Raw genomic sequence first — 13,871 nt, 5'->3', positions numbered from 1 at the left:
CCGCAGGCGCCCCCGGCCCCCACCCGACCCCCGACGCGCGCGCCCCCGTAAGCGGCGGGTAAGTTGGAAACGTGGACAAGAGGAACGCTTTGCGAGCCGGCGCGGTTTGCGCAACGGTCACGCTGATGATGCTGCTGTCGTCGCCCGCCATGGCCTTCACCAGGGACGACGGCGATGACCCCGGTGCCGGCCTGAGCGTCGGCCAGACCCTCGGCCTGTACGTGTTTCTCCCGCTCGTCGCCTTCGCGGTGATCGCCGGTCTGGCCGGTCTGCCGTACGGCAAGGGCAAGAAGAAGTAACCACCCAGATCCCCCGCACCAACCCGAAGGGGCGCCGGACGATCCCGTCCGGCGCCCCTTCGGGCTATGCGGCCACCGTCAGCGGGCCCCCGCCGCACGGTCGACCGCCTGCGCCTTGAGCGCGCGCTCGATGCCCGCCCGGGACTCGACGACCTGGCGCCGCAGGGCCGGCGCCGGCTCGGCCGAGGCCAGCCACGCGTCGGTGGCCTCCAGGGTGCCGGCCGTCACCTGGAGCGACGGGTACAGCCCGACGATGATCTGCTGCGAGATCTCGTGGCTGCGGGTCTCCCAGATGCCCTTCACCGCCGCGAAGTACTTCTCCGCGTACGGCGCGATCAGCTCGCGCTGGTCGGACTGCTGGAAGCCGGCGATGACGGCGTCCTGCACATAGTTCGTCAGCTTGTCCGACTCGATCACCGACGCCCAGGCCTCCGCCTTGGCCTCGGAGGTCGGCCGGGCGGCGCGGCAGGTGGCCGCGTGCTCCTGGCCGGCCGCGGTGTTGTCCCGCTCCAGCTCGGCCGCGATGGCGGCCTCGTCCGCCCGGCCGGTGGCGGCCAGTCGGCCGAGCAGGGTCCAGCGCAGCTCGGTGTCCACCGCGAGGCCCTTGATCTCGACCGAGCCGTCCAGCAGGCCGGCGAGCAGCGCGAGCTGACCGTCCGTACGGGCGACCGAGGCGAGGGCGCGGGCCCAGGCCAGCTGGTGGTCGCTGCCGGGGTCGGCGGCGCGCAGGTGCTCCTCCGCGGCGGCGGCCCAGCGGGCCAGGCCCTGCTCGCGCCACTCCGGGTCGGCGTAGGCGTCCAGGGCGAGCTTGACCTGGCGCTGCACCGACTGCACCACGCCGATGTCGCTCTCGCGCCCGATGCCGGACAGCGCCAGCGACAGGTAGTCACGGGCGGCGAGCTCGCCGTCGCGGGTCATGTCCCAGGCGGAGGCCCAGCACAGCGCGCGGGGGAGCGAGTCGGTGAAGCCGCCGAGGTTCTCGGTGACGACGGCCAGCGAGTCCTCGTCCAGCCGGATCTTGGCGTACGAGAGGTCGTCGTCGTTGAGCAGCACGACGGCCGGGCGGTGGCGGCCGACCAGCTCGGGCACCTCGGTGCGCGGGCCGTCGACGTCCAGCTCGATCCGGTCGGTGCGCACCAGGGTGTCACCGTTCAGCTCGTACAGGCCGATCGCGATGCGGTGCGGGCGCAGCACGGCCTCGCCCTTGGCGCCGGCGGGCAGCGCGGGGGCCTCCTGGAGCACCGCGAAGGACTCGATCTCGCCGTCGGTGTTGACGGTGATGGCGGGCCGCAGCACGTTGATGCCGGCGGTCTCCAGCCAGGACTTGGACCAGGCCTTGAGGTCGCGGCCGCTGGCCTCCTCCAGGGCGCCGAGCAGGTCGCTGAGCCGGGTGTTGCCCCAGGCGTGGCGCTTGAAGTAGGCCTGCACGCCCTGGAAGAAGGCGTCCTGGCCGACGTACGCCACCAGCTGCTTGAGCACCGAGGCGCCCTTGGCGTAGGTGATGCCGTCGAAGTTGACCTGGACGTCCTCCAGGTCGTTGATGTCCGCCATGATCGGGTGGGTGGACGGCAGCTGGTCCTGCCGGTACGCCCAGGTCTTCATCTGGTTGGCGAAGGTGGTCCAGGAGTGCGGCCAGCGGGAGCCGGGGGCCTCGGCCTGGCAGACCGCCTCGGCGAAGGTCGCGAAGGACTCGTTCAGCCAGAGGTCGTTCCACCACTCCATGGTGACGAGGTCGCCGAACCACATGTGGGCGAGCTCGTGCAGGATCGTCGCGGCGCGGGCCTCGTACGCGGCGTCGGTGACCTTGGAGCGGAACACGTACTGGTCGCGCAGGGTCACGGCGCCCGCGTTCTCCATCGCGCCGGCGTTGAACTCCGGGACGAACAGCTGGTCGTACTTCGCGAACGGGTACGGGAAGTCGAACTTCTCCTGGAAGTAGTCGAAGCCCTGCTTGGTGACCTCGAAGACGGCCTCCGGGTCCAGGAACTCGCGCAGCGAGGGCCGGCAGTAGATGCCCAGCGGCACCCGCTGCTCGCCGTTCTCGTAGGTGTCGAAGACCCCGACGTAGGGGCCGGCGACGAGCGCGGTGATGTAGCTGGAGATCCGGGCGGTGGGCTCGAACGTCCAGACCTGGGTGTCCCCTTCGCCGGTCGGCTGCGGAGTGGGCGAGTTGGAGACCACGACCCAGCCCTGGGGCGCGGTCACGGTGAACGCGAACGTGGCCTTCAGGTCGGGCTGTTCGAAGTTGGCGAAGACCCGGCGGGCGTCCGGCACCTCGAACTGGCTGTACAGGTAGGTCTCGCCGTCGACCGGGTCGACGAACCGGTGCAGGCCCTCACCGGTGTTGGTGTACTCGCAGGTGGCGACGACCCGCAGCTCGTTCTCGGCCGCCAGGCCCGGCAGCGGGATGCGGCTGTCGACGAAGCTCGCCGGGTCGAGCCGCTCGCCGTTGAGGGTGATCTCCTCGACGCTCGGGGCGACGAGGTCGATGAAGGTCTCCGCGCCGGGGGTGGTGGCGGTGAACCGGACCACGGTGGTGGACCGGAAGGTGCCGCCTTCGCGGGCCGAACCGAGGTCGAGCTCGATGTCGTACGCGTCCACGTGGAGGAGGTCGGCCCGGGTGCGGGCCTCCTCACGGGTCAGGTTTGTGCCGGGCACTCGCTGCACTCCTTCGTCAGGCTGATGGTCCGAATCCTCGCACGTCCAACGTACGGGGCAGCCGAAAAATCACAGGCGGGGCGGGCCCGGGCCATCGCCCGGTGCCCGCCCCGCCGTGGCGGTCGCGACGGGGGGTCAGTCCCCCCGCGGCGTCACTTCTTCCACTTGGTCAGCGGACCCTCGCTGGCGCTGTAGCGGCGGAACGCGTAGACGGCGGCGCCGTCGTCCGAGATCAGGTACTCGGAGGTGCTGCTGCCGATGCTCATGCCGCTGGTCATCGCCATGGTGCCGATGTCGGACAGCGAGCCGTCGGTCGGCGAGAGCGTCACCAGCCGGGCCGGCTTGTTGTAGCCCTGGTCGACGACAGCGCGGACCTTGCCGTTCTTGTCGGTCCCGGCCACCAGGCGGATGTCGTTGCTGTCCGAGCCGGAGTTGGCGGACCACAGGCGCTTGCCGGTGTTCAGGTCGTAGGCGTTGATGCCCGACTTGCCGCCGCCGACCTGCACGTACAGCGTGGTGCCGCTGACCACGTTGCGGGTTTCGGCCTGGTCCTGGCCGGTGAGCCGCAGGCTGTCCGAACCGGGCTCCTTGACGGACATCTGGTTGCCCGGCTTGTTGTCCTTGTCGAACGGCAGGACGTAGTCGCCCTGCGGGCCGTTGGTCATCAACAGCACCAGCGGCTTGTCCGAGAGGACCGAGTCGACCTCCTCGATGTTGCCGGTGAGGGTGATCGCGTTGCTGGCGCTCTTGCCGGTGTCGGCGTTGACGATGACCAGCTGCGACTTCGGGCCGCTGGTGCCGTAGCAGCGGTCGCTGACCGCGATCTGGCCGCCGGCCGCCTTGGCGCGCAGCGTGCAGTCCTTGTCGCGCGGCTGGTACTGCCAGGCCGGCTGGCCGGTGGCGATGTTCAGGGCGCCGACCGCGTTGCCGCCGACGGCGACCACGTTGTCGGTGACGCTGAGGGTCGGCGAGGACATCCGGTCGGTCGAGACCTTGACGCTCCAGAGCATCTTGCCCTGGGTCAGGTCGACGGCGCCGACGGTGGAGCAGTCGCTGTCACCGGTGTTGAAGGAGACGGCGGCGACGCCCTTGGAGTTGGCGCCGTACGAGGCGGTGCACAGCTCCTTGCTGCCGGACGGGGCCGGGATGTTCCAGGCCTCCTTGCCGTCGGCCAGGTTGTAGGCCCGGATACCGGAGCTGTCCACGCGCACGGCGAGCTTGTCGGTGCCCCAGATGCCGAGCAGCTGGTTCGAGCTGTCCGAGCCGGCGGCCTTGGCGGCCGTCCAGGCGATGCTGAAGGTGGCGCCCTTGGTGGCCGGGCCCGGGGTGGGGTTGCCGGGGCCGCTGTTCGTGCCGCCGTTGTCGCCGCCCGCGATCGGGGTCGGGTCCGGCGCGGGGTCCGGCTTGGGGTCCTTGAGCAGGACGACCAGGGCGGCCACGATCGAGATCGCCAGCACGCCGCCGATGATCCCGCCCCAGAGCATCACCGGGTTGCGCTGCTTGGTCGCCGCCGGCGCCACGGGCGCGCCCGGGTAGGTGTACCCGTTCTGCGGCGGGTAGTTGTAGCCGCCGGTGTTGTAGGCCTGCCCGGCGTCGGGGGCCGCGAACGGGCCGCCGGGGACGGGGTCGTACGGGCCGACCGGCGCACCCGGGGGCGGCGGGGCCTGGGCGGGGAACCCGGCCGCGGTCGGTGCGTACGCCGCGTACTCCGGGCTGCCGACGGGCGGCTGCGGCGGCTGTGCGGGCGGTGCCGGCGGCTGGGCGGGCGGCGGGCCCGCGGGGGCGCTCTGGCCCGGGACGGCCGCGCCGTCCAGCTGCGTCATCTGGTCCGCGACGGCGGCCGGATCCACACCGCCGCCGGGCGGGCGCCCGAAGGAGACGCCCCGGTTGTCCTGCGGACCGCTGCCGGGCGTTTCGCCTGCCCCCGGCGTAGGGTGATCCCCTGCCATCTGATTCCCCGTCATGTCTGGAAGCGTCCCCTGCCCGGTACCGTCCGTGGTTCCGGTGGGACGGGTGAGAAGTGGGCACCATGCTAGTGGTGTGCGCATTTCGGCTGCCGCCAGGACCGTTGAACCCCGGCTCTCCTGCTCCAGGACGTGCAACACCTTCACTCCCCGATCACCGCGGCCCCACGCCCGCCGCGCACCACCCCGCCTCCCGTCTCCGTCCGCGCCCGCTCCCGCCGTGCGCCCGTCCGCACTCCTGTCCGCGTCCGCCCGGCACCCCCGTGCGGGCCCCCGGGCCGTACCCTTCAGGAGTTGAAGGGGACGCCCGGCGGAGGGGTCCCCGCCCTGGGAGGGTGGATCATGTCGACGGACACACCGGGCTCGCAGTCCTCGCTGCACCGGGCGAACCTGGAACGAGTGCTCCGCGCGGTGCGGATGGCCGGCTCGCTGACCCAGGCCGAGATCGCCCGCGGTACCGGTCTGTCCGCGGCCACCGTGTCCAACATCGTGCGGGAGTTGAAGGAGAGCGGCACCGTCGTGGTCGCCGACACCTCCTCCGGCGGCCGCCGCGCCCGCAGCGTCTCGCTCAGCGGCGACGCCGGCATCGTGGTCGGCATCGACTTCGGCCACACCCACCTGCGGGTCGCGGTCGGCAACCTGGCCCACCGGGTGCTGGCCGAGGAGAGCGCCCCGATCGACGTCGACGTCTCCGCGCAGCAGGGCTTCGACCGCGCGGAGGCGATGGTCGAGCGGCTGCTGGCGCAGGCCGGGTTCCAGCCCGACAAGGTGATCGGCGTCGGCCTGGGCGTGCCCGGCCCGATCGACGTGGAGACCGGCGCGCTGGGCTCCACCGCGATCCTGCCCGGCTGGACGGGCATCGCCCCGGGCAAGGAGCTGGCCGAGCGGCTCGGCATGCCGGTGCACGTGGACAACGACGCCAACCTGGGCGCGCTCGGCGAGCTGGTCTGGGGCGCCGGCCGCGGTCTGAACGACCTCGCGTACATCAAGGTCGCCAGCGGGGTCGGCGCCGGGCTGGTGGTGAACGGCCAGATCTACCGCGGTCCGGGCGGCACCGCGGGCGAGATCGGTCACATCACCTTGGACGAGGCGGGGCCGGTCTGCCGCTGCGGCAATCGCGGCTGCCTGGAGACCTTCGTCGGCTCCCGCTACCTGCTCTCGCTGCTCGCCCCCACTCTCGGCCCGGACCTCAGCCTGCCCCGGGTGGTCGAGCTGGCCCAGCGGGGCGACCTCGGCTGCCGCCGGGTGATCGCGGACGCGGGCCGGCAGATCGGCACCGGCGTCGCCACCCTGTGCAACCTGCTGAACCCCCGCCGGGTGATCCTCGGCGGTGACCTCGCCGAGGCCGGCGAGCTGGTGCTCGCCCCGATCCGGGACTCGGTGGCCCGCTACGCGATCCCCAGCGCCGCCCGGCAGCTGTCGGTCGTCCCGGGCACCCTCGGCGGCCGGGCCGAGGTGCTCGGCGCGCTGGCCCTGGTGATGAGCGAGATGGGGGAGTCCGGAGCCCTCGGCCGGGCCTGAGGCGCGGCCTCGGAGCCCGGTGTCCGGGCGCTGCGGGGTGGGCCTCCGGACGCCGGGTCGTGAACAATCCATCACGAAAGATCGATTTCTCTTGCGTCAACGCAGGGTGACCGGCATTCTGGCTCGGCCTCCCGAAATGGCGGGAACCGAACGGCGGCACCGGGCGCGCCGCTCGGCGTCCGGCAACCGGACATTAGACTCGACCGGTCGGCGCCGGCCGGTGCCGTCGGCCTGCCGCCGGGCCGGGAAGCGACGCCCGCCGGACCGCTCGCGGTCCGCGAACACTTAACGAGGAGGAACGGGTGGCCCTGCTGACCCGCATTCGGGGACCGCGCGATCTCGACCGGCTCACGCCCGGACAGCTGGCCGCACTGGCCCAGGAGATCCGGACCTTCCTGGTGACCGAGGTCTCCAAGACCGGCGGGCACCTCGGCCCCAACCTCGGCGTGGTGGAGCTCACCATCGCGCTGCACCGGGTCTTCGACTCGCCGCGCGACCGCATCCTCTTCGACACCGGCCACCAGAGCTACGTCCACAAGGTGCTCACCGGCCGCCAGGACTTCTCCCGGCTGCGCGCCAAGGGTGGCCTGTCCGGCTACCCGTCGCGCGCCGAGTCCGAGCACGACGTGATCGAGAACTCGCACGCCTCCACCGTCCTCTCCTACGCCGACGGCCTGGCCAAGGCCAACCAGCTGCAGGGCAAGAACGACCCGGTCGTCGCGGTGATCGGCGACGGCGCGCTCACCGGCGGCATGGCCTGGGAGGCGCTCAACAACATCGCGGACGCCAAGGACCGCCCGGTCGTCATCGTCGTCAACGACAACGAGCGCTCGTACTCGCCGACCATCGGAGGCCTGGCCAACCACCTCGCCACCCTGCGCACCACCCAGGGCTACGAGCGGTTCCTGTCCTGGGGCAAGGACGCGCTCCAGCGCACCCCGGTGGTCGGCCAGCAGCTGTTCGAGACGCTGCACGGCGCCAAGAAGGGCCTCAAGGACTTCATCGCCCCGCAGGGCATGTTCGAGGACCTCGGCCTCAAGTACATCGGCCCGATCGACGGCCACGACCTGACCGCCCTGGAGTCCGCGCTGACCAAGGCGCGCGGCTTCGGCGGCCCGGTGATCGTGCACTGCCTCACCGAGAAGGGCCGCGGCTACCACGCCGCCGAGAACAACGACGAGGACCGCTTCCACGCCGTCGGCAAGATCCACCCGGAGACCGGCCTGCCGGTCCAGAGCGGCGGCGGCCGGAGCTGGACCTCCGTCTTCGCCGACGAGATGGTCCTGCTCGGCCACGAGCGCGAGGACATCGTCGGCATCACCGCCGCGATGCTCCACCCGGTCGGCCTGGCCCCGTTCGCCAAGGCCTTCCCGGACCGCATCTTCGACGTCGGCATCGCCGAGCAGCACGCCGTCACCAGCGCCGCCGGCCTGGCCACCAACGGGCTGCACCCGGTGTTCGCGGTCTACGCGACCTTCCTCAACCGGGCCTTCGACCAGGTCCTGATGGACGTCGCCCTGCACAAGCTGGGCGTCACCTTCGTGCTGGACCGGGCCGGTGTCACCGGCGACGACGGCGCCTCCCACAACGGCATGTGGGACATGTCGATGCTCCAGCTCGTCCCGACCCTGCGGCTGGCCGCCCCGCGCGACGCCGACCAGGTCCGGGCCCAGCTGCGCGAGGCCGTCGAGGTCAAGGACGCCCCGACCGTGGTCCGCTACTCCAAGGGAACGGTCGGCCCGGCCGTCCCCGCGGTCGGCAAGGTCGGCGGCATGGACGTGCTGCGCGCCGCCGAGGAGCCCTCCGGCGCCCACCGCGCCGATGTGCTGATCGTCTCGGTCGGCGCGATGGCCGGCACCAGCCTGGAGGTCGCCGACCTGCTGGCCGCCCAGGGCATCACCGCCACCGTGGTGGACCCGCGCTGGGTCAAGCCGGTGGACCCGGCCCTGCCGGGCCTGGCCGCCGAGCACCGGGTGGTCGTCACGATCGAGGACAACGGCCGGGTCGGCGGCGTCGGCGCGGCCGTGGCGCAGGCGCTGCGGGACGCCGAGGTGGATCTGCCGGTGCGGGACTTCGGCATCCCCCAGGAGTTCCTGGACCACGCCAGCCGGGCCGAGATCCTGGCCGAGATCGGGCTGAACGCCCCCGACATCGCCCGCAAGGTGACGGCGCTGGTCGCCAAGCTGGACGCGGCGCCGGTCAAGGCCTGACCGGGGAGGGCGTTCCCCGCGCCCGCCCCGTTTCGTCGACGACCGTTCGCCATGACTCCGTAACAGTTCGTCACGAAACAAGCCGATAATCGCACGGAAAGACGGGACCGGCGCCACCGGCGCCGGTCCCGCCCGGTAGGTTGTCAACCGTGCCGACCCCCACCCACCCCAGCCTCGCCGGACTGGCCGAGCGCCTGCCCGAGCGCGTCCGTACCCGTGTCCTGACGGGGTACTGGACCAGGCTGGTGCCGGTGCTCGCGCTGGTCGCGCTGCTCACCCACATCCCCTCCTTCGCCCGGCCCGTCTGGAGCCCGGACGAGGGCTTCCTGGCCACCCAGGCCCGGATGCTGGCGGACGGCGGGGTGCTGTACGACACCGTGGTCGACCGCAAGCCGCCGCTGCTGCCCTGGCTCTACCAGGCCTGCTTCGCCGTCTTCGGCTCCGCCTCGCTCTGGCCGCTGCGCACCCTGGCGGTGGTGGCCCACCTGGTCACCGCGATCCTGCTGGCCTCGATCGCCCGCGGCCGCTGGGGCAACCGGGCAGGGGCCGGCGCCGGACTGCTCTACCTGCTGGTCTCCATCGGGCTCTCCCCGGAGGACACCCAGGCGGCGACCTTCGAGGTCTTCATGCTGCCCGCCATGGTGGCCGCCTTCCGGTACGCCGAACGGCGCCGCTGGCTGGCCGCGGGCATCGCGGTCGCCCTGTGCTCACTGACCAAGCAGACCGGCGGCGCTGTGCTGCTCCCGGTGCTCTGGATGCTCCTCCAGGACGCCCGCCGGCGCGGGGTGCGCTGGCCGCCCGCACTGTTCAAGATCGGGTTCGGCTTCACCCTGCCGATAGCGCTGGTCGCGGTGATCCTCACCAAGCCCAAGGGCTTCCTCTTCTGGGTGGTCACCGGCAGCGGCGACTACGCCTCCTTCGGCGGCGCCTGGCTCCAGATGCTCGGCCGGGCGCTCGGCAACTCGGCCATCCTGGCCGCGGCCGGCCTGGGCTTCCTGCTCCCGGTCGGGCGCCGGCTCTGGCTCAAGCACCGCCACCGCCCGCTGCCGGCGGCCGGCGAGGAGCACGGCTCGACCGCCGACCTGTGGGTCTGGCTGCTCTCCTCGGTCGCCGCCGTCAGCGTGGGCTTCCACTTCTTCGGCCACTACTACCTCCAGCTGATGCCGCCGCTGGTGCTGCTGGGCACCGGGGCGGTCGCCACCTCGGCGATCCGCTGGAAGCCCGTCCTGGCGTACACGGCGGTCGCCGCCACGGTGTTCTGGGGCCTGGCGATGGCCTGGCCGGGGGAGCGGCTCAACCGCACCACCGAGGTCGCCACCGTCGTCGCCGCCCAGACCACCCCCAAGGACCGGGTGCTGGTCTGGGGCATGCACCCCGAGCTGTACTGGCTGGCCGACCGCAAGCCCGCCACCCGCTACCTGACCGCCGGCTTCCTGACCAACTACAGCGGCGGCAAGGACGGCAACCAGAACGTCGGCGAGCAGTTCAGCGTCTCCAACGCCTGGCAGACCTTCGACAAGGAGCTGGCCGATGGCCTGCCCGAGGTCGTGGTCGACGACTCCGGCATCGCCCCGTACCAGCCGGTCATGGTCCCCCGGATCGAGAACCTGCTGGACACCCACTACGAGATGGTCGGCGTCTTCGCCGACACCGTGGTCTACCGCCTCAAGCACTGAGAGCGCCGCGTGGCGCCGAGGGCCTTGAGGCGTCCGTACACGGACCGCGGTGCCGTGCACCCCGTACACAGCCAGGAGCCCCGGCGACCGAGCGGTCACCGGGGCTCCTGCGGTACAGCCGTTACGCGGGCACCGAGGCCACGCCCGGGGCGAGGAACGGCTTGCCGTTCACCCGCTCCGAGACGCCCTCACGGTCCAGGTACGGGGTGATCCCGCCCAGGTGGAAGGGCCAGCCGGCACCGGTGATCATGCAGAGGTCGATGTCCTGCGCCTCGGCGACGACACCCTCCTCCAGCATCAGGCCGATCTCCTGCGCCACGGCCTCCAGGGCGCGGGCGCGGACCTGCTCCTCGGTGAGCACCGTGTCGCCGAAGGACAGCAGCGCCAGCACCTCGGGGTCGAGGACCTGCTGGCCGTCCACCCAGGTGTAGAAGCCGCGCTTGCCGGCCTTGACCACCTTGGCGAGGTTCTCGGAGACGGTGAACCGCTCCGGGAAGGCGCCGGCCAGGGTCTCCGAGACGTGCAGCGCGATGGCCGGGCCGACCAGCTCCAGCAGCACGATCGGGGACATCGGCAGGCCGAGCGGCGCGACGGCCTTCTCGACGTCGGCGATCGGGGTGCCCTCGTCGATGATGTTCTGGATCTCGCCCATGAAGCGGGTAAGGATCCGGTTCACCACGAACGCCGGGCGGTCCTTGCACAGGACCGAGGTCTTCTTCAGCTTCTTCGACACCGCGAAGGCGGTGGCCAGCGAGGCGTCGTCGGTCTTGTCGCCGCGGACGATCTCCAGCAGCGGCAGGATCGCGACCGGGTTGAAGAAGTGGAAGCCGACGACCCGCTCGGGGTGCTCCAGCTTCGAGGCCATCTCGGTGACCGACAGCGAGGAGGTGTTGGTCGCCAGCACGCAGGTCGGCGAGACCACCTTCTCCAGGTCCGCGAAGACGGCCTGCTTGACGCCCATCTCCTCGAACACGGCCTCGATGACGAAGTCCGCGTCACCGAAGGCGGCGGCCTTGTCCAGCGAACCGGTGACCAGGCCCTTGAGGCGGTTGGACTTGTCCGGGCTGATCCGGCCCTTGCCGAGCAGCTTGTCGATCTCGGCGTGGACGTAGCCGACGCCCTTGTCGACGCGCTCCTGGTCGATGTCGGTGAGGACCACCGGCACCTCCAGACGGCGGGCGAACAGCAGCGCCAGCTGCGAGGCCATCAGACCGGCGCCGACGACGCCGACCTTGGTGACCGGGCGGGCCAGCGACTTGTCCGGCGCGCCGACCGGGCGCTTGGCCCGGCGCTGCACCAGGTTGAAGGCGTAGATGCCGCTGCGCAGCTCGCCGCTCATGATGAGGTCGGCCAGGGCCGCGTCCTCGGCGTCGAAGCCGGCCTGGAGGCTCGCCTTGTCGGCCAGGTCGAAGCCCTTGGCGGCCTCGATGATGTCCAGCGCCCTGTAGGCGGCCGGGGCGGCGCCGTGCACCTTGGCGTCGGCGACCATGCGGCCCCAGAGGACGGCGTCGTCCCAGGCCTTGCCGCGGTCGATCGCCTCGCGCTCGACGACGACGTCGCCCTTGACGACCTTGGCGGCCCACAGCAGCGACTGCTCCAGGAAGTCGGCCGGCTCGAAGATCGCGTCGGCGATCCCCAGCTCGAACACGTCCTTGCCCTTGAGCTGCTTGTTCTGGTTCATCGAGTTCTCGACGATGACCTTGACGGCCTTACCGGCACCGATCAGGTTCGGCAGGATGGTGCAGCCGCCCCAGCCGGGGACGAGGCCGAGGAAGACCTCGGGCAGCGAGAAGGCCGGGACGCCCGCCGAGACCGTACGGTAGTCGCAGTGCAGGCCGACCTCGACGCCGCCGCCCATCGCCGCGCCGTTGTAGAAGGCGAAGGTGGGGACGGGCAGCGAGGCGATCCGCTTGAAGACGTCGTGGCCGCCCTCGCCGATGGCCAGCGCGTCCGCGTGCTGCTGGAGCAGCTCGACGCCCTTGAGGTCGGCGCCGACCGCGAAGATGAACGGCTTGCCGGTGATCGCGGCACCGACGATCTTGCCCTCGGCGGCCTCGGCCTCGACCTGGTCCAGCGCCGCGTTCAGCTTGAGCAGCGAGCCCGGGCCGAAGGTGGTCGGCTTGGTGTGGTCGAAGCCGTTGTCCAGGGTGATCAGCGCCAGCTTGCCGGCCTGGAACGGCAGGTCGAGGTGGCGCACGTGCGCGGTCGTGACGACCTCGCCGGGGAAGAGCTCGGCGCCGCGGGTCAGCAGCTCAGTGGTGTCGGCCATGGTCACTTACCACCCTCGAAGTGCGGGTTCTCCCAGATGATGGTGCCGCCCATGCCGAAGCCGATGCACATCGTGGTGAGGCCGTAGCGGACGTCCGGGCGCTGCTCGAAGCGGCGCGCCAGCTGGTTCATCAGGCGCACGCCGGAGGAGGCCAGCGGGTGGCCGAAGGCGATCGCGCCGCCGTACGGGTTGACCCGCTCGTCGTCGTCCGCGAGGCCGAAGTGGTCCAGGAAGGCCAGCACCTGGACGGCGAAGGCCTCGTTGATCTCGAAGGCCTGGATGTCGTCGATGGTCAGACCGGCCTTGGCCAGCGCCTTCTCGGTGGCCGGCACCGGGCCGACACCCATGACCTCGGGCTCGACGCCCGCGAAGGCGAACGAGACCAGGCGCATCTTGACCGGGAGGCCGAGCTCCTCGGCGACGTCCTCGGCGGCCAGCAGCGAGGCGGTGGCACCGTCGTTCAGACCGGCCGAGTTGCCCGCGGTGATGTTGCCGTGCGGGCGGAACGGGGTCTTGAGGCCGGCCAGGTTCTCCATCGTGGTGCCCGGGCGCATCGGCTCGTCCACGGTGGCCAGGCCCCAGCCGGTCTCGCCGACCTCGGGGTTGGTGTTGCGGATCGAGATCGGCACCAGGTCGGGCTGGATGTCGCCGTTGGCGTACGCCTTGGCGGCCTTCTCCTGGGAGCGCACGGCGTAGGCGTCGCAGCGCTCCTTGGTCAGGTGCGGGAAGCGGTCGTGCAGGTTCTCCGCGGTCATGCCCATGAACAGGGCGGACTCGTCGACCAGCTTCTCGGAGACGAAGCGCGGGTTCGGGTCGACGCCCTCGCCCATCGGGTGGCGGCCCATGTGCTCGACACCGCCGGCCACGACCACGTCGTACGCGCCGAAGGCGATGCCGCCGGCGGTGGTGGTCACGGCGGTCAGCGCGCCGGCGCACATGCGGTCGATCGCGTAGCCGGGGACGGACTTCGGCAGGCCGGACAGCAGGGCGGCGGTGCGCCCGATGGTCAGACCCTGGTCGCCGATCTGCGTGGTGGCCGCGACGGCGACCTCGTCGATGCGCTCGACGGGCAGGTTCGGGTTACGGCGCACGAGCTCCCGGATGCACTTGACGACCAGGTCGTCGGCGCGCGTCTCGTGGTAGATGCCCTTCGGGCCGGCCTTGCCGAACGGGGTGCGGACGCCATCGACGAAGACGACGTCCCTCGCGGTACGAGGCACGGGGGCTCTCCTCCCAGGGACCAACAATGAGGTGGGCGGGCTGCCGCCGGCGAA

General features: G+C 71.7%; 8 protein-coding genes. 4 read left to right on the top strand and 4 right to left on the bottom strand.

Annotated features, from left to right (window positions below):
• The first annotated feature begins 71 nt into the window (after positions 1-71).
• Positions 72-299, top strand: coding sequence for a hypothetical protein (locus QWJ13_RS24875; protein WP_316527161.1), 228 nt, complete (start codon positions 72-74; stop codon positions 297-299).
• Between the two features lie 78 nt (positions 300-377).
• On the opposite strand, the gene pepN is transcribed toward QWJ13_RS24875, so the two are convergent.
• Both pepN and QWJ13_RS24865 read right to left on the bottom strand, forming a co-directional pair.
• Positions 378-2,957, bottom strand: a complete 2,580-nt coding sequence (gene pepN / locus QWJ13_RS24870) for an aminopeptidase N (RefSeq protein ID WP_316527160.1) — start codon at positions 2,955-2,957, stop codon at positions 378-380.
• 152 nt (positions 2,958-3,109) lie between these two features.
• On the bottom strand, positions 3,110-4,906 hold the full coding sequence (locus tag QWJ13_RS24865; protein WP_316527159.1) for an outer membrane protein assembly factor BamB family protein: 1,797 nt from the start codon (positions 4,904-4,906) through the stop codon (positions 3,110-3,112).
• A gap of 357 nt (positions 4,907-5,263) precedes the next feature.
• On the opposite strand from QWJ13_RS24865, the gene QWJ13_RS24860 reads away from it, so the two are divergent.
• The 3 genes from QWJ13_RS24860 to QWJ13_RS24850 all read left to right on the top strand — a co-directional run bounded on the left by QWJ13_RS24860 (position 5,264) and on the right by QWJ13_RS24850 (position 10,328).
• Positions 5,264-6,442, top strand: coding sequence for an ROK family transcriptional regulator (locus QWJ13_RS24860; RefSeq protein WP_316527158.1), 1,179 nt, complete (start codon positions 5,264-5,266; stop codon positions 6,440-6,442).
• A gap of 302 nt (positions 6,443-6,744) precedes the next feature.
• A complete protein-coding gene (dxs, locus tag QWJ13_RS24855; protein ID WP_316527157.1) occupies positions 6,745-8,652 on the top strand; it encodes a 1-deoxy-D-xylulose-5-phosphate synthase in 1,908 nt (635 codons plus the stop codon).
• A gap of 149 nt (positions 8,653-8,801) precedes the next feature.
• Positions 8,802-10,328: an ArnT family glycosyltransferase gene (locus QWJ13_RS24850; protein WP_316527156.1), complete on the top strand. Its 1,527-nt coding sequence runs from the start codon at positions 8,802-8,804 to the stop codon at positions 10,326-10,328.
• A 121-nt stretch (positions 10,329-10,449) separates the two neighbouring features.
• Here QWJ13_RS24850 and QWJ13_RS24845 read toward each other — a convergent pair whose 3' ends face one another.
• On the bottom strand, positions 10,450-12,597 hold the full coding sequence (locus QWJ13_RS24845; RefSeq protein ID WP_316527155.1) for a 3-hydroxyacyl-CoA dehydrogenase NAD-binding domain-containing protein: 2,148 nt from the start codon (positions 12,595-12,597) through the stop codon (positions 10,450-10,452).
• A 2-nt stretch (positions 12,598-12,599) separates the two neighbouring features.
• Positions 12,600-13,817, bottom strand: a complete 1,218-nt coding sequence (locus QWJ13_RS24840; protein WP_316527154.1) for a thiolase family protein — start codon at positions 13,815-13,817, stop codon at positions 12,600-12,602.
• Positions 13,818-13,871 lie beyond the last annotated feature (54 nt).

Source organism: Kitasatospora brasiliensis (assembly GCF_032654805.1).
GTDB lineage: Bacteria > Actinomycetota > Actinomycetes > Streptomycetales > Streptomycetaceae > Kitasatospora > Kitasatospora brasiliensis.
Note: the sequence above shows the minus strand (reverse complement) of the source record. Positions and strands in the feature narration are given on the sequence as shown.